27 protein-coding genes are annotated in these 24851 nt (G+C 62.6%); 16 read left to right on the top strand and 11 right to left on the bottom strand.

What is annotated here, in order from left to right:
• Nucleotides 1-11 precede the first annotated feature (11 nt).
• The 11 genes from BLQ09_RS02645 (at nucleotide 12) to yegS (ending at nucleotide 8071) form a co-directional block, all read left to right on the top strand.
• Nucleotides 12-1145, top strand: a complete 1134-nt coding sequence (locus BLQ09_RS02645; protein WP_074847404.1) for a protein-glutamate methylesterase/protein-glutamine glutaminase — start codon at nucleotides 12-14, stop codon at nucleotides 1143-1145.
• Entirely contained in the window at nucleotides 1145-1885 is a 741-nt protein-coding gene (locus BLQ09_RS02640; protein ID WP_027603872.1) for a flagellar motor protein, read from the top strand. Before BLQ09_RS02645 ends, BLQ09_RS02640 begins: the two co-directional genes overlap by 1 nt.
• A 15-nt stretch (nucleotides 1886-1900) precedes the next feature.
• Nucleotides 1901-2788, top strand: a complete 888-nt coding sequence (gene motD / locus BLQ09_RS02635; protein ID WP_027603873.1) for a flagellar motor protein MotD — start codon at nucleotides 1901-1903, stop codon at nucleotides 2786-2788.
• A 51-nt stretch (nucleotides 2789-2839) separates the two neighbouring features.
• On the top strand, nucleotides 2840-3628 hold the full coding sequence (locus BLQ09_RS02630) for a ParA family protein (RefSeq protein ID WP_027603874.1): 789 nt from the start codon (nucleotides 2840-2842) through the stop codon (nucleotides 3626-3628).
• Nucleotides 3629-3630: 2 nt separating this feature from the next.
• Nucleotides 3631-4425: a CheW domain-containing protein gene (locus tag BLQ09_RS02625; protein WP_027603875.1), complete on the top strand. Its 795-nt coding sequence runs from the start codon at nucleotides 3631-3633 to the stop codon at nucleotides 4423-4425.
• Between the two features lie 81 nt (nucleotides 4426-4506).
• Complete coding sequence (locus tag BLQ09_RS02620; RefSeq protein WP_005790025.1) at nucleotides 4507-4989, top strand: chemotaxis protein CheW; 483 nt, start codon at nucleotides 4507-4509, stop codon at nucleotides 4987-4989.
• Nucleotides 4990-5382, top strand: a complete 393-nt coding sequence (locus BLQ09_RS02615) for a DUF2802 domain-containing protein (protein WP_092355175.1) — start codon at nucleotides 4990-4992, stop codon at nucleotides 5380-5382. It begins immediately after the preceding gene.
• Between the two features lie 433 nt (nucleotides 5383-5815).
• Nucleotides 5816-6124 (top strand): hypothetical protein, encoded by a 309-nt coding sequence (locus BLQ09_RS02610; RefSeq protein WP_027603877.1) that lies wholly within the window; start codon nucleotides 5816-5818, stop codon nucleotides 6122-6124.
• Nucleotides 6125-6148: 24 nt separating this feature from the next.
• Complete coding sequence (locus tag BLQ09_RS02605; RefSeq protein ID WP_027603878.1) at nucleotides 6149-6475, top strand: hypothetical protein; 327 nt, start codon at nucleotides 6149-6151, stop codon at nucleotides 6473-6475.
• Nucleotides 6476-6508: 33 nt separating this feature from the next.
• A complete protein-coding gene (locus BLQ09_RS02600; protein WP_027603879.1) occupies nucleotides 6509-7054 on the top strand; it encodes a hypothetical protein in 546 nt (181 codons plus the stop codon).
• Between the two features lie 96 nt (nucleotides 7055-7150).
• On the top strand, nucleotides 7151-8071 hold the full coding sequence (yegS, locus tag BLQ09_RS02595; protein WP_092355172.1) for a lipid kinase YegS: 921 nt from the start codon (nucleotides 7151-7153) through the stop codon (nucleotides 8069-8071).
• On the opposite strand, the gene BLQ09_RS02590 is transcribed toward yegS, so the two are convergent.
• The 3 genes from BLQ09_RS02590 to BLQ09_RS02580 all read right to left on the bottom strand — a co-directional run bounded on the left by BLQ09_RS02590 (nucleotide 8030) and on the right by BLQ09_RS02580 (nucleotide 10384).
• Nucleotides 8030-8689 carry a response regulator transcription factor gene (locus BLQ09_RS02590; RefSeq protein ID WP_092355169.1) on the bottom strand — a complete coding sequence of 220 codons (660 nt, stop codon included), beginning with the start codon at nucleotides 8687-8689 and terminating at the stop codon, nucleotides 8030-8032. The two genes, yegS and BLQ09_RS02590, sit on opposite strands and share 42 nt — an antisense overlap.
• A complete protein-coding gene (locus tag BLQ09_RS02585) occupies nucleotides 8686-9579 on the bottom strand; it encodes a sensor histidine kinase (RefSeq protein ID WP_027603882.1) in 894 nt (297 codons plus the stop codon). Before BLQ09_RS02585 ends, BLQ09_RS02590 begins: the two co-directional genes overlap by 4 nt.
• A gap of 355 nt (nucleotides 9580-9934) precedes the next feature.
• Nucleotides 9935-10384 (bottom strand): hypothetical protein, encoded by a 450-nt coding sequence (locus BLQ09_RS02580; protein ID WP_027603883.1) that lies wholly within the window; start codon nucleotides 10382-10384, stop codon nucleotides 9935-9937.
• Nucleotides 10385-10934: 550 nt separating this feature from the next.
• On the opposite strand from BLQ09_RS02580, the gene BLQ09_RS02575 reads away from it, so the two are divergent.
• Both BLQ09_RS02575 and BLQ09_RS02570 read left to right on the top strand, forming a co-directional pair.
• A complete protein-coding gene (locus BLQ09_RS02575; protein WP_027603884.1) occupies nucleotides 10935-11870 on the top strand; it encodes a chemotaxis protein CheV in 936 nt (311 codons plus the stop codon).
• A 39-nt stretch (nucleotides 11871-11909) separates the two neighbouring features.
• Nucleotides 11910-12716, top strand: coding sequence for an MOSC domain-containing protein (locus BLQ09_RS02570; RefSeq protein WP_027603885.1), 807 nt, complete (start codon nucleotides 11910-11912; stop codon nucleotides 12714-12716).
• 63 nt (nucleotides 12717-12779) lie between these two features.
• On the opposite strand, the gene BLQ09_RS02565 is transcribed toward BLQ09_RS02570, so the two are convergent.
• The 7 genes from BLQ09_RS02565 to BLQ09_RS02530 all read right to left on the bottom strand — a co-directional run bounded on the left by BLQ09_RS02565 (nucleotide 12780) and on the right by BLQ09_RS02530 (nucleotide 21539).
• Nucleotides 12780-13064: a pyrimidine/purine nucleoside phosphorylase gene (locus BLQ09_RS02565; protein WP_027603886.1), complete on the bottom strand. Its 285-nt coding sequence runs from the start codon at nucleotides 13062-13064 to the stop codon at nucleotides 12780-12782.
• Between the two features lie 64 nt (nucleotides 13065-13128).
• On the bottom strand, nucleotides 13129-13671 hold the full coding sequence (locus BLQ09_RS02560; protein WP_027603887.1) for a 3'-5' exonuclease: 543 nt from the start codon (nucleotides 13669-13671) through the stop codon (nucleotides 13129-13131).
• A gap of 74 nt (nucleotides 13672-13745) precedes the next feature.
• Complete coding sequence (locus tag BLQ09_RS02555; protein ID WP_092355166.1) at nucleotides 13746-15629, bottom strand: acetyl-CoA carboxylase biotin carboxylase subunit; 1884 nt, start codon at nucleotides 15627-15629, stop codon at nucleotides 13746-13748.
• 481 nt (nucleotides 15630-16110) lie between these two features.
• Complete coding sequence (locus BLQ09_RS02545) at nucleotides 16111-16872, bottom strand: enoyl-CoA hydratase/isomerase family protein (RefSeq protein ID WP_092355163.1); 762 nt, start codon at nucleotides 16870-16872, stop codon at nucleotides 16111-16113.
• The gene (atuD, locus tag BLQ09_RS02540) at nucleotides 16869-18026 is read right to left on the bottom strand and encodes a citronellyl-CoA dehydrogenase (RefSeq protein WP_092355160.1); all 1158 of its coding nucleotides are present in this window, start codon (nucleotides 18024-18026) and stop codon (nucleotides 16869-16871) included. The genes BLQ09_RS02545 and atuD overlap by 4 nt, the downstream gene beginning before the upstream one ends.
• Before the next feature lie 16 nt (nucleotides 18027-18042).
• Nucleotides 18043-19659, bottom strand: coding sequence for an acyl-CoA carboxylase subunit beta (locus BLQ09_RS02535; RefSeq protein WP_092355157.1), 1617 nt, complete (start codon nucleotides 19657-19659; stop codon nucleotides 18043-18045).
• Between the two features lie 101 nt (nucleotides 19660-19760).
• The gene (locus BLQ09_RS02530) at nucleotides 19761-21539 is read right to left on the bottom strand and encodes an acyclic terpene utilization AtuA family protein (protein ID WP_092355154.1); all 1779 of its coding nucleotides are present in this window, start codon (nucleotides 21537-21539) and stop codon (nucleotides 19761-19763) included.
• Between the two features lie 153 nt (nucleotides 21540-21692).
• Here BLQ09_RS02530 and BLQ09_RS02525 point away from each other — a divergent pair, with 153 nt between their 5' ends.
• Nucleotides 21693-22316: a TetR/AcrR family transcriptional regulator gene (locus BLQ09_RS02525; protein WP_027603893.1), complete on the top strand. Its 624-nt coding sequence runs from the start codon at nucleotides 21693-21695 to the stop codon at nucleotides 22314-22316.
• A 93-nt stretch (nucleotides 22317-22409) separates the two neighbouring features.
• Complete coding sequence (locus BLQ09_RS02520; RefSeq protein ID WP_092355152.1) at nucleotides 22410-23198, top strand: substrate-binding periplasmic protein; 789 nt, start codon at nucleotides 22410-22412, stop codon at nucleotides 23196-23198.
• Between the two features lie 2 nt (nucleotides 23199-23200).
• Here BLQ09_RS02520 and BLQ09_RS02515 read toward each other — a convergent pair whose 3' ends face one another.
• Nucleotides 23201-23752: an RNA polymerase factor sigma-70 gene (locus BLQ09_RS02515; RefSeq protein WP_027603895.1), complete on the bottom strand. Its 552-nt coding sequence runs from the start codon at nucleotides 23750-23752 to the stop codon at nucleotides 23201-23203.
• A 302-nt stretch (nucleotides 23753-24054) separates the two neighbouring features.
• Here BLQ09_RS02515 and BLQ09_RS02510 point away from each other — a divergent pair, with 302 nt between their 5' ends.
• Entirely contained in the window at nucleotides 24055-24807 is a 753-nt protein-coding gene (locus BLQ09_RS02510) for a thioesterase II family protein (RefSeq protein WP_027603896.1), read from the top strand.
• Nucleotides 24808-24851: the final 44 nt, after the last annotated feature.

Below are 24851 nucleotides of genomic sequence, written 5' to 3'. Positions count from 1 at the left end.
ACGGAGTGTTTATGGCAGTCAAGGTCCTGGTGGTGGACGATTCGGGTTTCTTCCGCCGCCGCGTCTCGGAAATTCTTTCCGCCGATCCAAGCATCCAGGTGGTCGGCACGGCCACCAACGGCAAAGAGGCGATTGATCAAGCCATTGCGTTGAAGCCGGACGTGATCACCATGGACTACGAGATGCCGATGATGGATGGCATCACGGCAGTCCGGCACATCATGCAACGCTGCCCGACCCCGGTATTGATGTTCTCCTCGCTGACCCACGAAGGCGCCCGAGTGACCCTCGACGCGCTGGATGCGGGGGCGGTGGACTTCCTGCCGAAGAATTTCGAAGACATCTCGCGCAACCCCGAGAAGGTCAAGCAACTGCTGTGCGAGAAAGTCCACAGTATTTCCCGCAGCAACCGCCGCAGCCTGTTCAGCGCGCCAGCCCCTGCGCCGGCACCGGTTGCTGCGCCGGCGGCGCCTGCCGGTTCCACGTTTGGCCGCCCGGCACCTGCGCCGGTTGCACGGCCTGCCGCGCCGCCGGTGCGGACGTCGGCACCGGCGGCTGCCCATTCGCCTGCGCCCAAGCGCAAGGCCTATAAGCTGGTCGCCATCGGCACCTCTACCGGCGGCCCGGTCGCCTTGCAGCGCGTGTTGACCCAATTGCCGGCCAACTTCCCGGCGCCGATCGTGTTGATCCAGCATATGCCCGCCGCGTTCACCAAGGCCTTCGCCGAGCGCCTGGACAAGCTGTGCCGCATCAGCGTCAAGGAAGCCGAGGATGGCGACATCCTGCGTCCTGGCCTGGCGTTGCTGGCCCCGGGCGGCAAGCAGATGATGGTCGACGGCCGTGGCGCGATCAAAATCCTGCCGGGCGATGAGCGCCTCAACTACAAGCCGTGCGTGGACATCACCTTCGGTTCGGCGGCCAAGTCCTACGGCGACAAAGTTCTGGCGGTGGTGCTCACCGGCATGGGCGCCGACGGCCGTGAAGGCGCGCGCCTGCTCAAGCAGGGCGGCAGTGCGATCTGGGCCCAGGACGAAGCCAGCTGCGTGATCTATGGCATGCCCATGGCCATCGTCAAGGCTGACCTGGCCGACGCCGTCTACAGCCTGGACGACATCGGCAGGCATCTGGTGGAGGCCTGCCTCTGATGGATGTATTGAGCCTGATCGGCATCATCCTGGCGTTTGTCGCCATTATTGGCGGCAACTACCTCGAAGGCGGTCACCTGGGCGCCCTGGCCAACGGCCCGGCGGCGCTGATCGTGATTGGCGGCACGGTGGGCGCCGCGTTGCTGCAGTCACCGATGAGTTCGTTCAAGCGCGCGATGCAGATCCTCATCTGGATCATTTTTCCGCCGCGTGTCGACCTGGCCGGTGGCATCGATCGTGTGGTCAACTGGAGCCTCACCGCACGCAAGGAAGGCCTGCTGGGCCTCGAAGGCGTGGCCGATGCCGAACCCGACAGCTATTCGCGCAAAGGCCTGCAATTGCTGGTGGACGGCGCCGAGCCGGAAGCGATCCGCAGCATCCTCGAGGTGGATTTCTACACCCAGGAAAGCCGCGACATCAACGCCGCCAAAGTGTTTGAAAGCATGGGCGGCTACGCGCCGACCATCGGCATCATCGGCGCGGTGATGGGCCTGATCCACGTGATGGGCAACCTGGCCGATCCGTCGCAGTTGGGCAGCGGCATTGCCGTGGCGTTCGTTGCCACCATCTACGGGGTGGCCAGTGCCAACCTGGTGCTGTTGCCGGTGGCCAGCAAGCTCAAGTCGATTGCCATGCGCCAGTCGCGCTATCGCGAGATGCTGCTCGAAGGCATCCTGTCGATTGCCGAGGGCGAGAACCCGCGCTCCATCGAATTGAAGCTCCAGGGCTTCATGGATTGATGGGGAGTATTGCCAATGAGCCGTCGCCGTCGCGAGCCTGAAGAACACGTCAACCACGAGCGGTGGCTGGTGTCCTATGCGGACTTCATCACCTTGCTGTTCGCCTTTTTCGTGGTGATGTACTCCATCTCGTCGATCAACGAAGGCAAGTACAAGGTCATTTCCCAGGCGTTGATCGGTGTGTTCAACGACGCCGACCGTTCGCTCAAGCCGATCCCGATTGGCGAAGAGCGGCCCAGGACCGTGACCCCGGCCAAGCCGCTGGTCAACGACAGCGACGAAACCGCTGCCGGCGTGGGCGGCACCAGTGATCCGCTGAAAAGCATCGCCGACGACATCAGTGCCGCGTTTGGCGACCTGATCAGCTCCAACCAGATGACCGTGCGCGGCAATGAGTTGTGGGTGGAGATCGAGCTCAATTCCAGCCTGCTGTTCGCCAGTGCCGATGCATTGCCCAGCGACCAGGCGTTCACCATCATCGACAAGGTGGCGGCGATCCTCAAACCGTTTGAAAACCCGATCCACGTTGAAGGCTTTACCGACAATGTGCCGATCAGTACCGCGCAGTACCCGACCAACTGGGAGCTGTCATCGGCCCGTGCCGCAAGCATCGTGCGCATGCTCGCGATGCAGGGCGTGAACCCTGGACGCCTGGCGTCGGTGGGGTATGGCGAGTTCCAGCCGGTGGCCAATAACGCCACGCTCGAAGGCCGCGCACGCAACCGTCGGGTGGTGCTGGTGGTGTCCCGAAACCTGGAGGTGCGCCGTAGCCTGACCGGCACTGGTACCGCCAATGCAACACCGGATGCGGCCTTGAAGCGCGCTGGCACACAAACTGCACCGGCCCCTGCAAAGCCGCCGGTTCAGCAGAGTGCCGTCAATTCTCCGTCGCCGGCTCAATAACCTTATGCAATGTCTCGGTCGCGCGTGTGCCCACCGGGAGGAACCATCCGAATGAGAGTCTGGGCAGTTGCCAATCAAAAAGGTGGAGTCGGCAAGACCACCACCTCCATCGCTTTAGCCGGCTTGCTGGCCGAGGCGGGCAAGCGTGTGGTCGTGGTCGACCTCGACCCCCACGGCTCGATGACCAGCTATTTCGGCTACGACCCGGATGCGCTGGAGCACAGCAACTACGACCTGTTCCTGCACAAAGGCAACGTACCGGCCGACCTGCCCGGGCAATTGCTGCTGCCCACCAGTAACGAAAGCATTTTCCTGCTGCCGTCGAGTACCGCGCTGGCCACCCTGGAGCGCCAGTCGCCGGGGCAGAGCGGCCTGGGCCTGGTGATCGCCAAGACCCTGGCGCAACTGTGGCAGGACTTCGACTACGCGATCATCGACAGCCCGCCGTTGCTCGGGGTGCTGATGGTCAACGCTTTGGCGGCCAGCCAGCAACTGGTGATCCCGGTGCAGACCGAGCACCTGGCGGTCAAGGGCCTGGAGCGCATGGTCAGCACCCTGGCGATGATCAACCGTTCGCGCAAACAGGCGTTGCCCTACAGCATCGTGCCCACCCTGTTCGACCGCCGCACCCAGGCGTCCCTGGGCACCTTGCGCGTCCTGCGCGATGCCTACCCGGAGACTATCTGGAACGGCTACATTCCGGTGGACACCCGCCTGCGTGATGCCAGCCGTGCCGGGCTCACGCCGTCGCAGTTCGACGGCAAAAGCCGCGGTGTGCTGGCCTACCGGGCGTTGCTCAAGCACCTGCTGTCCCAGCAGCTTGTGGCGCAGGTGGCCTGATGATGAACCGTCCCGTCGAACTCAAGGTCAAGACCCGGCCGCAACTGGCACTGGAATCCTACCTGGATGCCTTGCTGCAGGACGCGACCGCAGAAGAATTACAGGAGCCTATCCTGGTGCTGGAGCCGGCGGTCGAAGTGCCGTCCTCGAGCAGCCTGGACGAGTTCCAGTTGGCTGTATTGGAAGAGCAGGCCCGCGATGCACTCGTCGTCCCGGTCAGCGTCCCGGTGGTCGCTCCCGTCGTACCTGCGGTGGTCGAGCCGGTCGTGGAAGTGCACCTGCCACCGAGCATCACGCCACCGCCGGTGAGTGGCGATGATCGGCCGGCCTGGGCGGCCGAGCCATTTGAATGTCTGCTGTTCGACGTCGCCGGGTTGACCCTGGCGGTGCCGTTGGTGTGCCTGGGCTCGATCTACTCGTTGGAGGGCCAGGAACTGACGCCGTTGTTCGGGCAGCCGGAGTGGTTCCTGGGCATCCTGCCGAGCCAGGCCGGTAACCTCAAGGTGCTGGACACCGCACGCTGGGTGATGCCCGACCGCTACCGCGATGACTTCCGCCAAGGCTTGCAATACGTGATCTCGGTGCAGGGCTACGAATGGGGGCTGGCGGTGCATCAAGTCAGCCGCTCGCTGCGCCTGGACCCGAATGAAATCAAATGGCGCAGCCATCGGGGCCAGCGGCCCTGGCTGGCAGGCACCGTGATCGAACACATGTGTGCGTTGCTGGACGTTGCCGAACTGGCCGAGTTGATCGCCAGCGGTGCCGTTAAAGCAATGCCGGTGAACAAACGCAGTTGATGGGACAACAAGGGCCGCGCGAACGTGCGGCCAAAAGAAGTACACACGCCGCCTACATCGGCATTTGAAGGGGTCAGAGATATGAACAAGTCAGCGTCCGCACAAGGTTTGGATGATCCGATCCTGCAATGGGTTACCTTCAAACTGGACAACGAAACCTACGGTATCAACGTGATGCGCGTGCAGGAAGTGCTGCGCTACACCGAGATCGCTCCGGTTCCCGGTGCGCCAAGCTATGTGCTGGGCATCATCAACCTGCGCGGCAACGTGGTGACGGTGATCGACACCCGCCAGCGTTTTGGCCTGGACACGGTCGAAGTCAGCGATAACACGCGTATCGTCATCATCGAGGCCGACAAGCAAGTGGTCGGGATCATGGTCGACAGCGTCGCGGAAGTGGTCTACCTGCGCCAATCGGAAGTGGAAACCGCGCCGAACGTGGGCAACGAGGAATCGGCCAAGTTCATCCAGGGCGTATGCAACAAGAACAACGAACTGTTGATTCTGGTTGAGCTGGACAAAATGATGAGCGAAGAAGAATGGTCGGAACTGGAGAGCATCTGATTGTTCCTTGAGGTCGCGGTGATTGTCCTGGCCCTGTTGTGGGCCGGGACCTTGGGTTTTCTGCTGCGCTACATACGCCAGCAGCGCGAGTTGGCGATGCAGCAGGCCGAGCGCGATGCGGTGCGTGATCGACGGGTGCTGGAGCTGGTCAAGCGGGTTGATCACTTCCAGCAGAGTGCGGTGAGGGTGGGGGACGAGGTGCATGAACTGCGCGCCATTCTCGCGCCGCTGCCGGACAAGCTGGCGCAGATCGAGCAGCGTGACCCTTCCAGCCTGTCATTTGCCCAGGCGGCGAAGCTGGTGGGCATGGGCGCTACCGTGGATGAACTGACCCAGTCGTGTGGCTTGACCCAGGCTGAGGCGCAGTTGATGAGTAAATTACACAAAAGCTGATTGTGCCGTGTATACCGTGCGCTTCTCGCTATGCCTTGAATGCCGCCTGCGGCTGATTGTGTCGGATGCGTCACCGTGCCATGTTTTTCCGTGGCACTTTTACTTGTTTGTGATGACCAAGCTACGCATGTAGGACGTTTCACTCACAAGGATGCGAAATGCCTGTTGATCCCCTCTCGAGCAAAACCCTCTGTTTGGCTGCCGTCTTGGGTTGCCACCTCCGCGCTTACCGCGCAATCAAATGCCGTGCTTCAAGATCGACCGCGTCGTACTCAGTGGCGATCAGGCTGAAGATGTCCAGTCAACCCTGTCGATGATCCGTTGCAGGGACGTTGCATCGGTGCCAGCGGCATTGACCTCACGTTGAGCCACGGGCCATGCCAGGGACGCGTTGGCGGGTGAGCGGTCTACGCAAACCATGAGGAGGAACGCGATGTTGAGGAGCGGGCTGCTGTTGAGTGTTTACGCGGTGTTATTGATTGGGTGCACGGGCAGGGGCTTCCAACCGCCGCCGCCGGATTTTACCGATTGGCAAAAGAGCGGGGTCTCTGTAGAGGGCGTCAAGAGCAGCATGCTCGCGTGCGGGTACGAGAATGTGGCGGGCACGGGCGGCGGCTCAATCGATGAGAGACTGAAGCACTTCTATTGCATGAAGGACGCTGGCTTTACCCGCAAGGATAATCTGGACCTGTGCAAGCTTGGCCGCGTTGGCGAATCTCCAGTGTGCGATGGCCGCCGCTGATCCATCACTAAAAGGAAGCAAGGAATGAACGATCTACGCAATGGACTGTACGGCGTCGCGCTGGCATTGGCGGTGGCAGGGCTGGGCGGTTGCGCCTCGTCGATGACGGTCACCGGCGAGCCGGGGGTGAAGATGGGCCAGAGTTACGCCCAGGTGCTCGCGGTGGTCAGCCGAAACAACGCTGTGACCAAGCAGGTCGATGGCCAAGGCTTCCGGGCTGAGGGTTATTCGCCGATGTTCAAGGACTGCCGGATCAAGTACTTCATCTTCCAGGGCGCTGATGGCTTGCAGCAGGTGAAGTACGAACCGGCGCCAGAGCTGTCGGTCAAGCAGAATTGCCGTCAGCCGTAAGCGGCCCTTTATTCCTCTGCGAGTTGACTGCTGATGAGCCTTTTACGTGTGGTTCCCGTGGCGTTGCTGGTGCTGCTGACCGGCTGCGGCCAAGTGGCGAACATCCGCTCCCTGTCCACCGGCTACGTTGCACCGCAGACCGGCGAGACCGCCCGCGTGCGGTTGATCACCGATGGTCTGGTGCGCGCGGTGCCGGGGCGTGATTGCCTGGACTGGAACGTGCCGGGCGCCGGGGTGATGGCGTCGACGAAAGCGGGCTTCCCCGATCACAACGGTGAAAGCCTGGGCATGCCTGGGCCGATTTATTCGTGGGCGGCTGCGGTGTCGTCGGAATTGGTGGTGCCGGCGAACACGCCGATCGCCTTTCATTACTTGGGGCAATTGCAGTATTCCCGGCAATGCTCCGCCAGCATGGCCTTCGTGCCTCGGCCCGGGGTGGATTACATGGTGCAGGCGTCCATGTATGCCAATTGTTCGATCCAGTTGCATGAACTGCCGGCGGGCGCCAAGCAATGGGTCGCTGTGGAGCCTGTGCCCAAGGGCAAGCTGTCGATGTGCAACGCGATGGATAACTTCTAGTGAGTCGCGGGATTAATTTTCAACGCCCATGGCTTTTTTTCGGTCGCCCAGGGTCCACATCCTTCAAGCACCTTTGAATCCAGGAGTAAGCCACCCATGACCACCCCCAAGGCACTGTTGATCCTCCACGGCAAGCAGGCCCTCAACGAGGACGTGCGCAGCGCCGTGCTGGCCCGGCGCGAGCAGGGCTGGGAGCTGGCGGTACGGGTGACCTGGGAGGGCGGTGACGCAAAGCGCCTGGTCAAGGAGGCCCTGGAGGGCGGCTATACCCACATCATTGCCGGCGGCGGCGATGGCACCTTGCGCGACGTGGCCGAGGCCATGGCGCAGGCCAAGGGTGACGCCAGCCTGGTGCTGATGCCCCTGGGGACCGCCAATGATTTCGCCAAGGCTGCCGGCGTGCCCTTGGAGCCCGCCCAGGCCCTGGCGTTGCTGGATGTGCCGCCCAGGGCGATCGACCTCGGCCAGGTCGGCGGGCAAATCTTCCTGAATATGGCCACCGGCGGCTTCGGCAGCCAGGTTACCGCCAATACCTCCGAAGACCTGAAGAAAGTCCTCGGTGGCGCCGCCTACCTGTTCACCGGCCTGACGCGCTTCAGCGAGTTGAAGGCCGCCTATGCGGAGCTGGACGGGCCGGATTTCCACTGGAAAGGCGAGCTGCTTGCCCTGGGTATCGGCAACGGTCGCCAGGCGGGCGGTGGGCATGTGCTGTGCCCTGGGGCATTGGCCGACGATGGCTTGCTGGACGTCAGTATCCTGCCGGCGCCCCAGGAAGTGGTCGGCACCTTGCGCGAGCTGATGGGCAACGGTTGGGAGCTGGACGCGATGTTCGTGCGGGCACGCCTGCCGTGGGTCAACATCAAGGTCGCGCAGGGCTTGTACATCAACCTCGATGGCGAGCCGCTGGAAGGTGACGACCTGCACTTCGAGGCCTTGCCCAAGGCCCTGCGCGTGCATCTGCCGGTGGGTTCGCCCCTAGTCGTCCAGGCTGATGATCTGCTCGCGCACGGCAAATAACACCAGGCCCGCCACGTCGAATATCTGCAGGCGCTTCATGATTTGCGAGCGGTGGGCTTCTACGGTCTTGATGCTCAGGCCCAGGCCGTGGGCGATCTCGCGGGTGGATTTGCCGCGCACGATCAGGCGCAGGATTTCCAGTTGGCGGGCCGTGAGGTTATGGCTGTGGCTGGTGGGCGTGGCCGGCCCCTGGCTGCGCACCAGCGCCTGGTTGATCACGGTATGGGCGATCGCCGGGCTCAGGTAGCGCTCGTTGTTGCGCAAGGCCAGCAACGCGTGTTCCAGCTCGTTGGCAGTGGTGTCCTTGAGCAGGTAGCCGTGGGCGCCCGCTTCCAGCGCGCACATGATCAGCTCCGGATCGGTGTGCATCGACAGGATCAGCACCTTGCTCCTGGGGTGCACACGCTTGAGTTGCTGCAGCGCGTCGAGGCCAGTGGTGTGTTTCATGGACAAGTCCAACAGCACGATATCCGGCAGCAGGGTATTGAACTGCTCCAGCAATTGCGCGCCATCGCTGGCTTCGCCGGTCACCGTGTAGCCGGGAATATCCTGTACCAGCGCACGTACGCCGGCCCTGATCAGTGCATGGTCATCCACCAGGAGTAATGTGCAGGTCACTCGATAACCTTAGGGGCGCTGGCCCGTTCGAGGGAGCGAGGCGCCCAGGGGAAAAGCGCGTCGATCCGTGTGCCGTGGCCTGGTTGGCTGCTGACGGACAATGAACCCCCAAGCTGGTCAATGCGCTCGGACATGCCGGCCATGCCCCGTTGGCCTTCCAGGCCGGGGTTGATGGCGGGCGAAAAGCCCTGGCCGTCATCGCAGATGGTCAGCGACAGGCCCTCGGGCAGGCGCTGCAGGCGCACCAGCAGGTTGCGCGCCTGGGCGTGGCGCAGCATGTTGGTCACGGCTTCCTGGGTAATGCGAAAGGCCGCCACGGCCATTTCTTCAGGGATGCCGGTCAGTCGTTGCTGGCATTCGAGGCTCCAGTGCACCGGGGTGTTTTCCAGGGTCTTGAGCAGGTGCGCGCGCAGGCTGGCTTCCAGGCCCAGGCTGGCGAGCTGCCGGGGGTTGAGGATGGCGGACACGTCGCGCACCTTGGCCAGGGTCTCGTTCAAGGTGTTGCACAGCACGGTGCACTGGCTTTGCAGCTCCTCCGGCAGGCGGCGCTTGAGCCATTCGCTTTGCAGCTTGGCGGCGGTCAGCAACTGGCCGATATCGTCATGCAGTTCACGGCTGAGGCGATGACGTTCGTTTTCCTGCACTTGCAACAGGCGATCGGCCAACTCCTGGGGCTGGAACTTGATGGATTTACGCGAGCGCCACTGTTGCAGGCCAACCACCACCAAGATGGCCAGGTTGAGCAGCAGCACCAGCAGTGGCAGCGGCGCGGAGCGGCTGTAGGCCCACAGGCTCAGCAGCAGCGAGCCGAGGCACAGGGCGAGGATCAAACGGCGTGCGTTACTGCGGGACGCGGACCTTGCGATGAATGTCTTGAGGCTGGCATGCATAGCGGATGGAGCCAATGAAGGTTCGCTGCGGGAAGACCGGTCGCGGCTGACCGGGCTCTGTTTGGAATACGTTCTTGAATCGTTCTCAAGCAGGCTGAAGTTGAGTCACTTCAAGCGGGTGCATAGTACCACCACTCTTACCGTTGGTCGCCAGGTGCCGTGCCTGGCGGGCCTATTTAAACGCGCAACAACTCGAGGAATGATAATCCCAGAGTTAATGAAGTGAGGTTGTATTATTTCAAAGGGTTTGTATCGTTAATGGCTAATTGATATTGAATAGCCATTTTTCTCCAGCAGATTAGTTGGAGTCGTCGTTTTTAGATAACCCCGTGCTTGAATGCGACCTGATAACGCTTCAAGACAAATGGTGCATACGTTGTTGCGGATTGTAACTGAAACCCTTTTGCGGAATGTGCAGGGTGACCGTGTCAATCAACTTGGTCTGTTCTTCTTCATCCAGGGGCAGTTGGCCTGTTTTTGCATCGATCAATTCCAACTGCCAGGCCAGCAATGTCAGGCAGTCATGCAGGGCGTCCAGGGCTTGATCATGTAACTGCAACGGGTTTTCGGCGTTGGCGATCACGTCCTGGATATGCCGCGAGAACTCGCTGATCGCTTGCAGGGCCAGGCAATCGGCCTTTTCGGCGAGCTTGATCAGGCTGATTTTCATGCAGTCGATGGCGTCACTGTCGTTGCGGATCAAATGCAGGTGGCTCAGGCATTCTTCCGACTTGGTCAGCAGCTTTTCAGCCTCGCGCAGGAACTCAGGAAGTGCAAGTTGCCACTCGTTACCGTCGTTCATCATGCAAGTCTCCACAACATAAGGTCGGGTGATGAGAGGTCGCACCGGGTGAATGGCGTAAAACTACCGCTGAAAGATAACGGGAATCTGTAGGTTGCTTCTGAGTTTTCAGTAGGACGTTTATTTGAATGACGGCGACGGCTGTGCGTGGCCCCCGTGAGCGGGCTCGATTGCACACCTTCAGTTGCCGCGACGTGAGCGTCTGGAAAACCCATAAGACGAGGGCTGGGGATGGCAAACAAAAGCCTGACTCCATTCATGCAATGAGAATGGCGTCACATTAATGGCTATTAGATATTGCGAACATCAGGTTGGGCCTGATTGTGTATAGGGGAATCCCTTACATGGCGGAACCTTGCGTCGATTTGAATGTCGCGCAACGTCGCTGCACCGCCATATGAACAGGCCTCAGCAGTAAAGCATGATGTCAGTGTGACATCAATGAATTTACGTGGCATTTTACCGGGGTCAAGGTCCGGCGTTTGCCGCCGATAACAAGCTAACTGCACAAACACTTCGCGCATTACTTTCCAGCGCACACCAGGAGCTCTTAATGGCCGGCATTCTCGACACGGTAGACCAACGCACGCAACTGGTGGGTGAGAATCGCCTGGAGATCCTCATGTTCCGCCTGGCCGGGCGGCAGCTGTTCGCCATCAACGTGTTCAAGGTGCAGGAAGTCCTGCAACTGCCCAAGCTGACCCTGATGCCCCAGCGCCACCCCTTCGTGTGCGGCGTGGTCAACCTGCGGGGCCAGACCCTGCCGGTGATCGACTTGTCCCAGGCCATCGGCATGCGTCCGCTGGTGCCGGGCCCCAACAGCACCATCATCGTCACCGAGTACAACCGCTCGGTGCAGGCGTTCCTGGTGGGTGGCGTGGACCGCATCGTCAACATGAACTGGGAGGCCATCCTGCCGCCGCCGACCAGCGCCGGGCGCCAGCATTACCTCACCGCCATCAGCAAGGTCGACGACCAGTTGGTGGAGATCATCGACGTGGAAAAAGTCCTCGCCGAGATCGTGCCGTACAACGCCAAGGTCTCCCGCGAAAAACTCGACGACCCGGTGCTGGAACGCGCCCGTGGCCGCGAAGTGCTGCTGGTGGACGACTCCAACGTGGCCCTGTCGCAATTGCGCGACACCCTCGGCCAACTGGGCGTGAAGATGCACATCGCCAGCGACGGTCTCAAGGCGCTGAACATGCTCAAGGCCTGGGCCGACGCCGGCCATGTGATGACCGACAAGCTGCTGATGATCTTCACCGACGCCGAAATGCCCGAGATGGACGGCTACCGCCTCACCACCGAAATCCGCAACGACCCACGACTGCGCAAGCTCTACGTGGTGCTGCACACCTCGCTGTCGGGCAGTTTCAACGACTCGATGGTGAAGAAGGTCGGCTGCGACAACTTCCTGTCCAAGTTCCAGCCGGACAAGCTGGTGGATGTGGTGCGTCAGCGCCTGATGCTGGACGAAGCGTCCGCTTGACCTTAGGGTGACGGCTTTGCCCCTCAGGAATGTTGGCCCATGCTTCGTCTCAGCGCGTTGTACCGTTACCCCTTGAAGTCCGGCAAGGCCGAAACCCTGCAACAGATCGGCCTGGATAAACTGGGGTTGGACGGCGATCGACGCTGGATGCTGGTGGATGAGGCCAGCGGGCGTTTCCTCACCCAGCGCGCCGTGGCGAAGATGAGCCAACTGTCGGCGCTGTGGAACAGCAGCGGCGGCCTGACCCTGAGTTCGCCTGGCTACGCGCCGCTGGACGTGGCGTTGCCCGGCAGCGCGGCTGAGTTACGTGGCGTGACCATCTGGCGCGACACCTTGCGTGTGCCGGACGCCGGCGACGAAGCCGCCGCCTGGGTCAGCGCCTTTATCGGCAAGCCCACGCGGCTGGTGCAGATACCCCTTGAGCGGGCGCGCACCACCCAGGCAGGTTACGGCCGCGATGATGACCAGGTCGCGTTCGCCGACGGTTATCCGTTACTGGTGATCGGGCAAGCGTCCCTCGACGACCTCTCGCAAAAAGTCGGCCGTCCCATGGACATGCTGCGCTTTCGCCCCAACCTGGTGATCGAAGGCAGTGACGCCTTCGCCGAGGATGGCTGGAAGCGCCTGCGCATCGGGGATGTGGAGTTTCGTGCAGTCAAGCCCTGCTCACGCTGCATTCTCACCACCATCGATCCGCACACCGGCGAGCGCAGTCCCGACCGTGAGCCTTTTGTGACGCTGGAGGCCTACCGCAAGACCGAGGACGGCGCGATTTTTGGCCAGAACCTGGTCAACGATGGCGTGGGCCGCCTGGAAGTGGGCATGCCGGTGATCATCCTCGAATAAGCCATGGGCCCATAAAAAATGCCCGTCTCCTGGGAGACGGGCATTTTTTTTGCGGCGCAGCGATCAGCCGCGGTATTCGCACAGGTAAGCGGTGTCTACCGCGACCTTCAGCTGGAACTTGCTGTTGGCCGGTACGTTGAACTGGCTGCCGGCGGCGAAGGTTTCCCAGTCATTGGCGTCGGGCAGCTTGACGCTCAGGGCGCCGGACACCACGTGCATGATTTCGCGCTGGGCGGTGCCGAATTCGTATTCACCCGGGGCCATTACGCCGATGGTCGCCGGACCTTCTGCGGTGCCGAAAGCGATCGACTTGACGGTGCCGTCGAAGTACTCGTTGACTTTGAACATGGGCGAATCCTCGGAAAAAGGGTCTGGAAAGGTCGGCCAGTATGCCCAAGGCCAGGGAAGCTGCCTAGACCGGCAAAATCAGCGGCAGCAGGCGCGCGGTGTTGCGTGCATCTTCCAGCGCGCGATGTTGCTGGCCCTGGAACTGCATCCCCGCCAATTGCAGGGCGCCATTGAGCCCCAGGGGCTTGTCCAGGCGCCGGGCCTTGGCGAAGCGTTGCTTGAGGTTGACATGGGGCGTGGGGGCCATGGCGCTGGCCAGGCCATGGCGCTGCCATTCGAGCTCCAGCTGCACGCGGTCGTAGTCACCCCAACTGGCCCAGCCTTCCAGGCGCGCCTGATGCTGGCCCAGCCAGCGCTCGAACAGCGGCCACACCTCGATGAACGGTGCAGCGCCGTCGATATTTGCCTGGGTGATATGGGTCAGCTGGCGACAAAAGGGCGTGAGCAAGGGGCGGCGCAGCGGCCGCACAAAGCGCTGGAAGTGGTCCAGCTCGCGGCCCTGGCGGTTTACCAGGCTAGCGCCGATCTCGATGACTTCCATCTCCGTCACGGGCCAGCCGCCTTCATCCGTTGTGGCTTCAAGGTCAATAATCAGCCAATGAGGCATCGCGCAGGTTCCCGTACTCGTCCTTTCCTGTTGGGGATAGAGCGTAGACCGGCCTTGTAGTTCCGACTAGGGGGTTATTCGATCTCCAGCAGAACCTGGCGATTGCGTACCTGATCGCCCGCCATCACCTGCACGGCCTTGACCACGCCGTCCCTGTCGGCCTTGAGTGGATGCTCCATTTTCATGGCTTCGAGCACCAGCAGCAGTTGGCCTTTAGTCACCTGTTCACCGGTGCTGACGCGGACGTCGACGATGGCACCGTCCATCGGTGCCTTGACCGTGCCGCTGCCGGCGTCGGCCTGGCGCCCGGCAGCCTGCTGGGTGCGGTTGGTGACGGTAAGGCCAGGCAGCCACAGCCGGGAGCCCTCAAGGTGATAGGCGATGCGACGGCGAACGCCGTTGAGCACCACGGTGGCGTGACGGCCATCGGTGCTGAGTGGCAGGGGGGCGGCGGTGACGGTGTGGGTTTCGCCGTCGACCTCCAGGCGAAAGGTGCAGGGAACACGGGCGTTGTTGCGCCATCCCGCGAGGCCGTGGGGATGCTGGTCGGCGCTGTGTTGGTAAAACAGCGCGGCGGCCAGGGCGAGTTGATCACTTGTCGCGGCCGGGCGCGGTATTTCGCTGAAGTGCTCGGCGATAAACCCGGTGCTGAAATCACCCTCGATAAACCCTGGGTGCTTGAGCAGTTCAGCCAACAAGCGCTGATTGGTCGTCACCCCCAGCAACAACGTGTCTTCCACCGCCCGCAGCAGTTTGCGCCGGGCTTCTTCGCGGGTGGCGCCATGGGCGATGAGCTTGCCGAGCATCGGGTCATAGAACGGGCTGATGGTTTTGCCTTCGCACAGCCCATGGTCAACCCGTACGCCCACGGCCGGTTCCCAGCGCAGCACCTCACCGGTTTGCGGCAGGAAGCCCTGGGCCGGGTCCTCAGCATAGAGGCGCACTTCCATGGCGTGGCCGCTCAGGCTCACCTGCGCCTGCTCGAGCGGCAGCGGCTGGCCGGCGGCGATCTGCAGTTGCCAGGCCACCAGGTCGAGGCCGGTGATCAGCTCGGTGATCGGGTGCTCCACTTGCAGGCGGGTGTTCATTTCCAGGAAGTAGAACCGGCCGTTGCGGTCGAGCAGGAATTCCACGGTACCGGCGCCGAGGTAATTCACTGCGCGCCCGGCCTTGAGCGCGGCCTCGCCCATGGCCTGGCGCAGTTCGGGCGTCATCACCGGGCAGGGCGCTTCCTCGATGACTTTTTGATGGCGGCGCTGGATCGAGCAGTCGCGTTCGCCGAGGTAAATCAGGTTGCCGTGGCGGTCGCCGAACAGTTGGATCTCGACGTGGCGCGGCTCGATCAGCGCCTGTTCGAGGATCAGTTCGTCACTGCCGAACGCATGCCTGGCCTCCGAGCGGGCGCTGTGCAGGCTTTCCAGCAGCGCCTCCGGCTGGTGGACCAGACGCATGCCACGGCCACCGCCGCCGGCGCTGGCCTTTATCATCAGCGGGTAGCCGATGCGCTCGGCTTCACGTTGCAGGCAGGTGTCATCCTGGGCGCTGCCCTGGTAGCCGGCGATGCAAGGCACGCCGGCCTCGAGCATGGCGAGTTTGGACCGGCGCTTGCTGCCCATCAATTCGATGGCCTCGGCGCTGGGGCCGATGAAGGTCAGGCCGGCGTCCTGGCACGCGCGGGCGAAACCGGGGTTTTCCGAGAGGAAGCCGTAGCCGGGGTGGATGGCGTCGGCACCGGTCAGTTTGGCTGCATTGAGGATGGCTTCTATGTTCAGGTACGACTGCTGTACCGGGGCGGGGCCGATGTGGACGGCTTCGTCGGCCATTTGTATGTGCCGGGCTTGGGCGTCGGCGTCGCTGTAGACGGCGACGGTGCGGTAGCCCAATGCCTGGGCCGTGCGCTGGATGCGGCAGGCGATTTCGCCGCGGTTGGCGATCAGGATTTTTGTGAACTGCGGCATTTTTTGCTCCGTGTGTATATCCGTTATTTAGGTAACGGCCACTTAGGGTTCCGCTCTTACAGCGGGTCACTTTTGGAAGGACCCAAAAGTAACCAAAAGGTCCTCGCCCCAACACTCGGCACCTCGCCTAGGCTCGGTGTGCCCTCACTCCGGCTTTGGCGCGTGGGCCGCCGCAATGGGCCATCCCTGGCCCAGTGCGGCTAACCCGGCGTCCTGCCGGGTTACCCACGCTCCAAAGCCTGCGTTCGGGCATACCGAGCCTAGGCGAGGTACCGAGTGGTGGGGCAAGAGCCCTTTGGTTACTTTGGGGCTTTTCCAAAGTCACCCGCTGTAAGAGCGGAACCATAGGCAGCCGTTACCGCAGCAACGGATATGTACTCGCTCAAAGCCAACGACATGGTCGGCCCGAAGGCCGCCACGGCAGCAAGCGCCCTCGCCACAGACTACAGAAAATTGTGTAGATACCCATGCCCAGCGGGCGTCATTTGCACCACCCAGGCTTGCGCTTCTGCACAAACGCCTGCGTCCCCTCGATCCCTTCCGCGCTGGTCACCGCCTCGGCAAACCACTGCGCCGCCTGGTCCAGCAGCGGCCCCACGGGCTGCTCCACGCTGGCCAGCAACAGCGCCTTGGTGCGCGCATTGGCGCCGGGGGCGCAGCGCAGCACCTGCCCCAGCACCTCATCCAGACGCTCCGCCAACGCCTGCGGATCGGTCTCGGTGAAGTGCACCAGCCCCAGCCGTTGAGCTTCCAACCCATCGAACCGCGCCGCCGTCAGCGCCAGTCGCCGCGCCTGGGTCAGGCCGATACGCTTGACCACAAACGGTGCGATCTGTGCCGGCAGCAACCCCAGGCTGGTCTCCGGTAAACCGAACTGCGCCTGGTGATCGGCAATCGCGATGTCACTCACGCAGGCCAGGCCAAACCCGCCGCCCAGCACCGCGCCTTGCAGCACCACGATGACCACTGGCGACACGGCTTCCACCGCTTGCAGCAACGTGCCGAAGGCCCGGTTCAGGGCCTGCAATTGATCGCCGGCGCTGACCAGGTCCTTCACATCGGCACCGGCGCAAAAATGCCCGCCTGCGCCGCTGATCACCACGGCGCGCACCTGGCTGTCCAACCCGGCCAGCACCGCGCGCAGTTCGTTGACCATTTCCAGGCTCATGGCATTGCGGCATTCGCGCCGGTTGAGGGTGATGTGCAACACGCCGTTGTGGGGTTCGAGCAGCAGGGTATTCATGGCTTTTTCCCCGGCAAAGTGCCCATCAACTTGCAGATGATGCCCAGCATGATTTCATCGGCACCGCCGCCAATCGACACCAGGCGCACGTCGCGATAGGCGCGGGCCACCGGGTTGTCCCACATGAAGCCCATGCCGCCCCAGTATTGCAGGCAACTGTCGCTGACTTCGCGGCCGAGGCGCCCGGCCTTGAGCTTGGCCATGGAGGCCAGGCGGGTCACGTCCTGGCCCTTGATGTACTGCTCGGTGGCCTGGTAGACCAGTGCACGCAGGCATTCGATTTCGGTGGCCAGTTCGGCCAGGCGGAAGTGAATCACCTGGTTGTCGATCAGCGCCTTGCCGAAGGTCTGGCGCTCCTTGCAGTACTCGACGGTGCTGTCGATGCAGTACTCCAGGCCCTTGATCATATTGGCCGCGCCAAACAGGCGTTCTTCCTGGAACTGCAGCATCTGCATCATGAAACCCGCGCCTTCATGGCCGATGCGATTGCGCTGGGGCACGCGCACGCCGTCGAAGAACACCTGGGCGGTCTCGGAGCTGTGCATGCCGAGTTTTTCCAGGGGCGGGCTGACGCTGATCCCTGGGGTGTTCATCGGCACCAGGATCAGCGACTTGTTGATATGCGGCTTGTCGTCGGAGGTGTTGGCCAACAGGCAGATAAAGTCGGCGCTGGGCGAGTTGGTGATCCACATTTTGCTGCCGTTGATCACATAGTCGCTGCCGTCCTTGCGCGCATGGGTTTTCAACCCGGCCACATCGGAGCCGGCGCCGGTTTCCGAGACGCCGATGCAACCGACCTGCTCGCCGCTGATAGCCGGGCGCAGGAATTCGTCGCGCAATTCATCGGAACCGAAGCGGGCGAGGGCGGGGGTGCACATATCGGTCTGCACGCCGATGGACATGGGGATGCCGCCGCAGCGGATGGTGCCGAACTCTTCGGCGGCGACGATCGAGTAGCTGTAGTCCAGGCCCATGCCGCCGAATTGTTCCGGTTTGGAGATCCCCAGCAAGCCGAGGTCGCCGGCCTTGCGGAAGATGTCGTGGATGGGGAAGCGCCCGGCTTTTTCCCATGCGTCCACATGGGGGTTGATCTCGCGGTCGACGAAGGCACGGACGGTGCGGCGCAGTTCCTGATGTTCCTGGGTGAAGATCATTGTTCTTGTTCTCCGGTTAGAAGCGCGCGATGCCGAAGCTGTTGGGCTGCAACTCGCGGACGTCGGCCTCGTGACAGATATCCAGCAGAAAGCCGAGTAAGGTACGGGTATCCCGTGGGTCTATCAGCCCGTCATCCCACAGGTTCGCGCTGCCATAGAGGGCAGTGGACTGACTGTCGAGTTTTTGCGCGGTGACCTGTTCGAGCATGTCCAGCACCTTGGGATCCGGCACCAGGCCGTCTTTCAACTGCTTGGCCTCGGTGACGATCCGCAGCACCTTGCCCGCCTGGGCACCGCCCATCACCGCCGTGCGGCTGTTGGGCCAGGCGAAGATAAAACGTGGGTCCAGGCCGCGACCGCACATTGCATAGTTGCCGGCGCCGTAGGAGCCACCGACCACCACCGTGAGTTTAGGCACCCGTGCGTTGGCCACCGCCTGGATCATCTTCGCGCCATGCTTGATCACCCCTTGCTGCTCCGCTTCGGTACCCACCATGAAGCCGGTGGTGTTGTGCAGGAACAGCAGCGGTGTGCGGCTCTGGTCACACAGCTGGATAAACTGCGCCGCCTTGCTCGCGCCCTTGGGCGTGATCGGGCCGTTGTTGCCGATCACGCCGACCGCGCGGCCCTGGATGTGCAGATGGCCGCAGACGGTATGGGCGTCGAACGCTGCCTTGAACTCGAGGAACTGCGAACCGTCGGCCAGGCGCGCGAGGATCTCGCGCACGTCGTAGGGCTTTTTCGGGTCAGCGGGGATCAGCCCCAGCAGGTCGTCGATGGGGTACAGCGGCTCGGCGTAATTGCGTTTGGGCGCCAGCGGCAGGCGCTCATCCCAGGGCAACAGGCTGACGATTTCACGCACGATGCGCACGCCATCGGCGTCGTTTTCCGCCAGGTATTCGGCGGTGCCGGCGATCTGTGCATGCATTTCGGCACCGCCCAATTCTTCATCGGTGGCGACTTCACCGGTCGCCGCCTTGAGCAGCGGCGGGCCGGCAAGGAACAGCTTGGCCTTGCCGCGCACCACCACCACGTAATCCGACAGTCCTGGCTGGTACGCGCCACCCGCCGTGGCCGAGCCGTGCACCACGGTGATCTGCGGCAAGCCCATGGCCGACATGCGCGCCTGGTTGGCAAAGCTGCGCGCGCCTTCGATGAAAATCTCCGCGGCATAGTTGAGGTTGGCGCCGCCGCTTTCGGCGAGGGTCACCACCGGTAGTTTGTTGTCCATGGCGATCTGTTGCAGGCGCAGGGATTTTTTCAGGCCGGAGGGCGAAACGGTGCCGCCCTTGATCGCGCTGTTATTGGCCACCACCAGCATGCGCACGCCGCTGACGTAGCCGATGCCGGCGATCAACCCCCCGCCGGCGGCGCTGCCGTCCTTGTCATCATGCAGCTTGTAGCCGGCCAGGCTCGCCAGTTCCAGGAACGGCGCGCCCGGGTCCAGCAGCAGGTTGAGGCGCTCGCGGGGCAGCAGTTGGCCGCGTTTTTCGAACTTGGGCCTGGCCTCCTCGGCCTTGCCCAGCAGGGTCTGTTCCAACTGGCGCAGGTGTTGGATGCCTTCCAGCATGGCGGCGCGGTTCTGGGCGAACTGCGGGCTGTGGGGATCGATCAGGCTGTCAATCAGCGGCATGGTTTATTGCTCCGCCTTGTGTCGCGGTCGCTGACGATCACGGTGTAGCCCTGGAACAGGCCGGCTTTGAAGATCGAGTCGAAGGCCACGGCAATGCTCCTTTACGTGAGTTGATCGGCAATGTGTTGCGGCACAGCGATGGGGATTTCCAACAGCTGCTGGGCGAAGGCCTTGCCCTGGGGGTCGATGCGCAGGCTGGCGATACCGCCGCCGCCCAGGGCGTTTTCCAGCAGGAAATTGAGGCTGTGGCTGCCGGGCAAATACCAGCGTTCAACGCGGCCGTGCACGGGGTCGAGCACATGGCCCATCCAGTCGACGAGCACCTCTGGCGTCAGCGCTTCGGCAATCCACGGCAGGTACTCGGGGGCGCGGGCGATGACCCCGATATTGCTGTGGTTGCCCTTGTCGCCGGAGCGTGCCACGGCGAGTTTCACCAACGCCACGCTGGCGTCGGCGCGGCCTTGGGGCTGGGGCGGATCCATCGGGGCGGCAGGCAGGATCGGCGCGTCGGCGATGGGCAGCGTGCAGACATGGCGTTGGCCCTGGAAGTCGACTACCACCTCACAGGCGGCCTTATCGATCAGGAACGAGAACAAGCGGATCAGCGGGCACACCGTCGGCCGCCCGCCGACAATCCCGGTCAGCCCCGGCGCCATGCCCGTGGCCGCCTGGGCGATCTCGCGGGCGAACAGCACCAGGGCCGGCTTGCTCGGGTGGCGCACCGCCAGCTTGACCACCACCTCGCGGCAGTCGTGGCGCAGGGCGCGGGGGCCATACGTCGCTTCGCTGCCCAGCAGTTCGATATTCACGTCGGTGTAGGGCGCCCAGCCGCGCTGGCTGAACAGTTCCGAGGTCTTGTTGATGATCGCCTGGCTGACCCGCTCGGCCTTGGCCACCGCGTCTATCCCGGCGATCAGGCAACTGGCGGTGCAGCGAAAGCCTTCCGGGTACGTGGCGCTGACCTTGTACTGGTGCGTTGGCGGCAACCCCTTGGCGCCGTGCAGGCGTACGCAGTTTTTGCCTTGCTGCTGCAACTTCACCTGGCTGAAATCGCAGATCACATCGGGCAGCAGGTACGCGTGTGGGTCGCCGATTTCATACAGCAGCTGTTCGGCCACGCTCAGTTCGCTGATCAGGCCACCGCTGCCCTCGACTTTATTGACCGTGAACTGGCCATCGGCATTGACTTCGACGATGGGAAAGCCGATGTGCTCGTAGTCGGGCACCTCGCGCCAGTCGGTGAAGTTGCCGCCGGTACACTGCGCGCCGCATTCGATGATATGCCCGGCCAACGCGGCCTGGGCCAGGCGGTCGTAGTCCTGCCACGACCAACCGAATTCATGCACCAGTGCCGCGCTGACCACCGCGCTGTCGACCACCCGGCCGGTGATGACGATGTCCGCGCCCAGTTGCAGCGCCTGGGCAATGCCCGGTGCGCCGAGGTAGGCATTGGCGGAGACGCACAGGGGGGGCAGCGGCGCGCCGTTGAACATGTCGGTGATGCCGTGCAGGTGCTTGAGCCGGGGTTGCAGGTCATCGCCCAGCAGCACGGCGATTTTCAACGGCACCTGGGCTGTATCGCAGGCAGCTTGCAGGGCGGCGGCGCAGGCCTGGGGGTGGATGCCGCCGGCATTGCTGATCACGCGGATGCCCTGGCGCTGGATCTCGGCCAGCAGCGGTGTGAGCACCTCGACGAAATCCGTGGCGTAGCCGGCCTGGGGATCTTTCATCCGTGCACCGGCGAGGATCGACATCGTGACTTCCGCCAGGTAGTCGAACACCAGGTAGTCCAGCTTGCCGCCGTGCACCAACTGCGCGGCCGCGCTGCAGGTGTCACCCCAGAAGGCGCTGGCGCAGCCGATACGAACCGTCTTGCTCATGAGAAATCCTTCCTCGAATGGCTGGCAACGAGACTACCAAGCAAGCGCTTGGTTTGTAAACTCCGGTCACAAGTTTTGCCCAAGCGCTTGCTTGGGTGACTGGCACGGCCTAAATTGCCGGCCAAGACGTCAGTAGAAGTAGAGGAGAGCAGCATGGATGAGCACAAAGCCCTGCGGGTGATGCGCACCATGGTCGACGGCGGCCAATTGACCGACCCCGACAGTGCCCGGGGCAAGTTGCTGCAAACCGCGGCGCACCTGTTTCGCAACAAGGGCTTTGAACGCACCACCGTGCGCGATCTGGCCAGTGCCGTGGGCATCCAGTCCGGCAGTATCTTTCATCACTTCAAGAGCAAGGACGAGATCCTGCGCGCGGTGATGGAGGAAACCATCCACTACAACACCGCCTTGATGCGTGCCTCGCTCGAGGAGGCGAGCACCGTACGCGAACGTGTGCTGGCGCTGATTCGCTGCGAATTGCAGTCGATCATGGGTGGCAGCGGCGAGGCCATGGCGGTGCTGGTGTATGAATGGCGTTCGCTGTCGACCGACGCCCAGGCCCAGGTGCTGGCGCTGCGCGATGTGTACGAAGACATTTGGCTGCAGGTGTTGGGCGAGGCCAAGGCGGCGGGTTACATCAAGGGCGATGTGTTTATTGCGCGACGCTTCCTCACCGGAGCCTTGTCCTGGACCACCACCTGGTTTCGCGCCGAGGGCAACCTGACCCTGGAGCAATTGGCCGAAGAAGCCTTGTTGATGGTTTTGAAGGCCGATTGAGGCGCAAGCTATTAATTTTCCGGTGGAAAGTTGTCTAGCTGGACAAAAACGCCTAGCTTATCGACATCGATGTATTGAACGGTGCGTGCCTTGATGTTTTCGCCATGGCGGTTGGCTGCAGGACTTACTTTATGGGCACTCGGCACCGCAGCGTGGTTGCCGGCTTCGGCTGCGCAACTGGTGCGTATCGGCGCGGCGCATTTTCCGCCCTACACCGTGCGCCCGGAGCAAGGCGCCGACACCGGTCTGTTGCCTCAATTGGTGGAGGCCCTGAACGCCTCGCAAACCGACTACCAGTTTGTGCTGGTACCGACCTCCATCCCTCGGCGTTTTCGTGATTTCGAACAAGGCCGTATCGACATGGCCATCTTCGAAAATCCCGATTGGGGCTGGCAGAAGGTTGCCCACACCAGCATCGACATGGGCCTGGAAGATGCGGAAATCTTCGTCGCCCAGCGTGAGCCCGGTCGAGGCCAGGACTATTTCGCCGACCTTGCCGGAAAACGCCTGGCCGTGTTCAGCGGCTATCACTACGCCTTTGCCAACTTCAACCCCGACCCCAAGTACTTGGCCGAGCACTTCAACGCCACCTTGACCTATTCCCATGACAGCAACCTGCTGATGGTTGCGCGCGGGCGTGCGGACATCGCCTTGGTAACCCGTTCGTACCTGAGTGACTTCATGGTGCGCAATGCGGATATGGCCGGGCAGTTCCTGGTCTCGGAGCGCATCGACCAGGTCTATCACCACTACGCGTTGCTGCGGCCCAAGGCGCCGATCACGGGCGAGGCGTTTTCGGCGTTGCTCAAGCGCTTGCGCGACAGCGGCGAGATGCTGAAGATTTTCGAGCCGTACCGCATCGATGTGATGGCGGTACCCTGAGGTCACACCCGCCGTGCAAACGTATCGCTATGGTTGCCGGACACCTTGCGGCAGTGCACCAGCGCATCGCGAATCATGAAGTTCACCAACGTCGGTGAAACCCCGAGTTCCTTGGCAATGTCCTTTTGCGGCACACCGTGCAGGCGGTACATCTCGAACGCGTAGCGGGTGCGCTGGGGCAACTCCGTCAGGGCGTCGGCGATGTTTTCCAGGGTGTTGAAATTGATGTGGGAGGTTTCCGGTGAAGCGCCGTGAATGACCACATTCAAGCCTTCCTCTTCCGTCCCGGAATATTTGAGTTCCAGGGCCTGCTTGCGGTAGTGATCGATCGCCAGGTTGCGCACGATCTGGAACAGATAACTCAGTTGGGCCTTGAACGATGACGTGATCGTCGGCGCCGATTGCAGGCGGAAGTAGGCGTCCTGCACTACATCTTCGGCACGGGAGCGGCACCCGGTAATACGTGCCGCAATCTTCACCAGAATCAGTCGATTGTCGACAAATGCCTGGAGAAGCGGTGAGTCGCACCTGCCTGTGGATACTTGTTCCGTCATGGAAATCACCTTGTCGCAAAAGAGGTTAGGGGAGGGCGTCCTTGCTGAGGCCTCCTACACATCGGGCAACAAATTATGCTGAATGATAATGATTGTCAAATGAGAAGGCGAACTAATCTTATGCTTTCTTGTTAGGTGTGAACCACGTCTCGCAGGTACCCGGCGACTAATTATTTGCCGGTGCCGTCCGTTCTTCTGGGTGACAGGGCCGTTAGTCAAGCGGCCAAGGATCAGCACCCGCAGGAGGACGACATGGGTTTTTATCGTGCACACAGCGTGTTTCAGTTTGGAGTCGCCGCGGGATGACTACGCCGACTCGACTGCGCCTGTTCTGCCTGCCCTATTCGGGCGCCAGCGCCATGGTTTACGCGCGTTGGCGCCGCACGTTGCCGGAGTGGCTGCAGGTGTGCCCGCTGGAATTGCCTGGGCGGGGCATGCGCATGGACGAGCCCCTGCAGCGCGATATCAAGGCCTTGGCGGCGCAGCTCGCGGAGGAAATCAGTCGCGACTTGAGCGGCCCTTATGCGTTGTTCGGGCATAGCCTCGGCGGCCTGCTGGCCTTTGAATTGGCCCACGCGTTAAACGCACGGAATGTCCCTGCGCCGCTGGCGCTGTTCGCCTCCGGCACGGCCGGCCCGGCCCGCCGCGATGTCAGCGAATACGCCATCGAAAAGACCGACGCGCAACTGATCGCCCGCCTGCGCGAACTGCAAGGCACCGCCGAAGAAGCCCTGGCCAATCCCGAGCTGATGCAGTTGATGCTGCCGATCCTGCGCGCCGACTTCCTGCTGTGCGGCAGCTTCACCTACGGCGAGCGCAAGCCGCTGGACCTGCCGATCCATGTGTTCGGCGGCAAGCAGGACAGCGTGCGCGCCGACCAGTTGCTCGACTGGCAGCTCGATGCCGCCAGCGGTTTTTCCCTGGACATGTTCGACGGCCACCACTTCTTCCTTATCCAGCACGAAAGCGCCGTATTGCGCTGCGTGCGGCGCTATGCCGACGAACACCTGGCCCGCTGGCGCAATGGCGCGGCGCGGCAACTGGCCGCCGGCTGATCGCTCTCCCATTCCCGAATTTCCCGCAAGCCGATTTCAGGCAG

Source organism: Pseudomonas sp. NFACC25 (assembly GCF_900100935.1).
Lineage (GTDB): Bacteria > Pseudomonadota > Gammaproteobacteria > Pseudomonadales > Pseudomonadaceae > Aquipseudomonas > Aquipseudomonas marginalis.
Note: the sequence above shows the minus strand (reverse complement) of the source record. Positions and strands in the feature narration are given on the sequence as shown.

Excerpts from the sequence above, each read along its gene's own strand:
- BLQ09_RS02645 (WP_074847404.1), top strand. The coding sequence starts at position 12 with ATGGCAGTCAAGGTCCTGGTGGTGGACGATTCGGGTTTCTTCCGCCGC.
- BLQ09_RS02640 (WP_027603872.1), top strand. The coding sequence starts at position 1,145 with ATGGATGTATTGAGCCTGATCGGCATCATCCTGGCGTTTGTCGCCATT.
- motD (WP_027603873.1), top strand. The coding sequence starts at position 1,901 with ATGAGCCGTCGCCGTCGCGAGCCTGAAGAACACGTCAACCACGAGCGG.
- BLQ09_RS02630 (WP_027603874.1), top strand. The coding sequence starts at position 2,840 with ATGAGAGTCTGGGCAGTTGCCAATCAAAAAGGTGGAGTCGGCAAGACC.
- BLQ09_RS02625 (WP_027603875.1), top strand. The coding sequence starts at position 3,631 with ATGAACCGTCCCGTCGAACTCAAGGTCAAGACCCGGCCGCAACTGGCA.
- BLQ09_RS02620 (WP_005790025.1), top strand. The coding sequence starts at position 4,507 with ATGAACAAGTCAGCGTCCGCACAAGGTTTGGATGATCCGATCCTGCAA.
- BLQ09_RS02610 (WP_027603877.1), top strand. The coding sequence starts at position 5,816 with ATGTTGAGGAGCGGGCTGCTGTTGAGTGTTTACGCGGTGTTATTGATT.
- BLQ09_RS02605 (WP_027603878.1), top strand. The coding sequence starts at position 6,149 with ATGAACGATCTACGCAATGGACTGTACGGCGTCGCGCTGGCATTGGCG.
- BLQ09_RS02600 (WP_027603879.1), top strand. The coding sequence starts at position 6,509 with ATGAGCCTTTTACGTGTGGTTCCCGTGGCGTTGCTGGTGCTGCTGACC.
- yegS (WP_092355172.1), top strand. The coding sequence starts at position 7,151 with ATGACCACCCCCAAGGCACTGTTGATCCTCCACGGCAAGCAGGCCCTC.
- BLQ09_RS02585 (WP_027603882.1), bottom strand. The coding sequence starts at position 9,579 with ATGCATGCCAGCCTCAAGACATTCATCGCAAGGTCCGCGTCCCGCAGT.
- BLQ09_RS02580 (WP_027603883.1), bottom strand. The coding sequence starts at position 10,384 with ATGATGAACGACGGTAACGAGTGGCAACTTGCACTTCCTGAGTTCCTG.
- BLQ09_RS02575 (WP_027603884.1), top strand. The coding sequence starts at position 10,935 with ATGGCCGGCATTCTCGACACGGTAGACCAACGCACGCAACTGGTGGGT.
- BLQ09_RS02570 (WP_027603885.1), top strand. The coding sequence starts at position 11,910 with ATGCTTCGTCTCAGCGCGTTGTACCGTTACCCCTTGAAGTCCGGCAAG.
- BLQ09_RS02565 (WP_027603886.1), bottom strand. The coding sequence starts at position 13,064 with ATGTTCAAAGTCAACGAGTACTTCGACGGCACCGTCAAGTCGATCGCT.
- BLQ09_RS02560 (WP_027603887.1), bottom strand. The coding sequence starts at position 13,671 with ATGCCTCATTGGCTGATTATTGACCTTGAAGCCACAACGGATGAAGGC.
- BLQ09_RS02555 (WP_092355166.1), bottom strand. The coding sequence starts at position 15,629 with ATGCCGCAGTTCACAAAAATCCTGATCGCCAACCGCGGCGAAATCGCC.
- BLQ09_RS02545 (WP_092355163.1), bottom strand. The coding sequence starts at position 16,872 with ATGAATACCCTGCTGCTCGAACCCCACAACGGCGTGTTGCACATCACC.
- atuD (WP_092355160.1), bottom strand. The coding sequence starts at position 18,026 with ATGATCTTCACCCAGGAACATCAGGAACTGCGCCGCACCGTCCGTGCC.
- BLQ09_RS02535 (WP_092355157.1), bottom strand. The coding sequence starts at position 19,659 with ATGCCGCTGATTGACAGCCTGATCGATCCCCACAGCCCGCAGTTCGCC.
- BLQ09_RS02530 (WP_092355154.1), bottom strand. The coding sequence starts at position 21,539 with ATGAGCAAGACGGTTCGTATCGGCTGCGCCAGCGCCTTCTGGGGTGAC.
- BLQ09_RS02525 (WP_027603893.1), top strand. The coding sequence starts at position 21,693 with ATGGATGAGCACAAAGCCCTGCGGGTGATGCGCACCATGGTCGACGGC.
- BLQ09_RS02520 (WP_092355152.1), top strand. The coding sequence starts at position 22,410 with ATGTTTTCGCCATGGCGGTTGGCTGCAGGACTTACTTTATGGGCACTC.
- BLQ09_RS02515 (WP_027603895.1), bottom strand. The coding sequence starts at position 23,752 with ATGACGGAACAAGTATCCACAGGCAGGTGCGACTCACCGCTTCTCCAG.
- BLQ09_RS02510 (WP_027603896.1), top strand. The coding sequence starts at position 24,055 with ATGACTACGCCGACTCGACTGCGCCTGTTCTGCCTGCCCTATTCGGGC.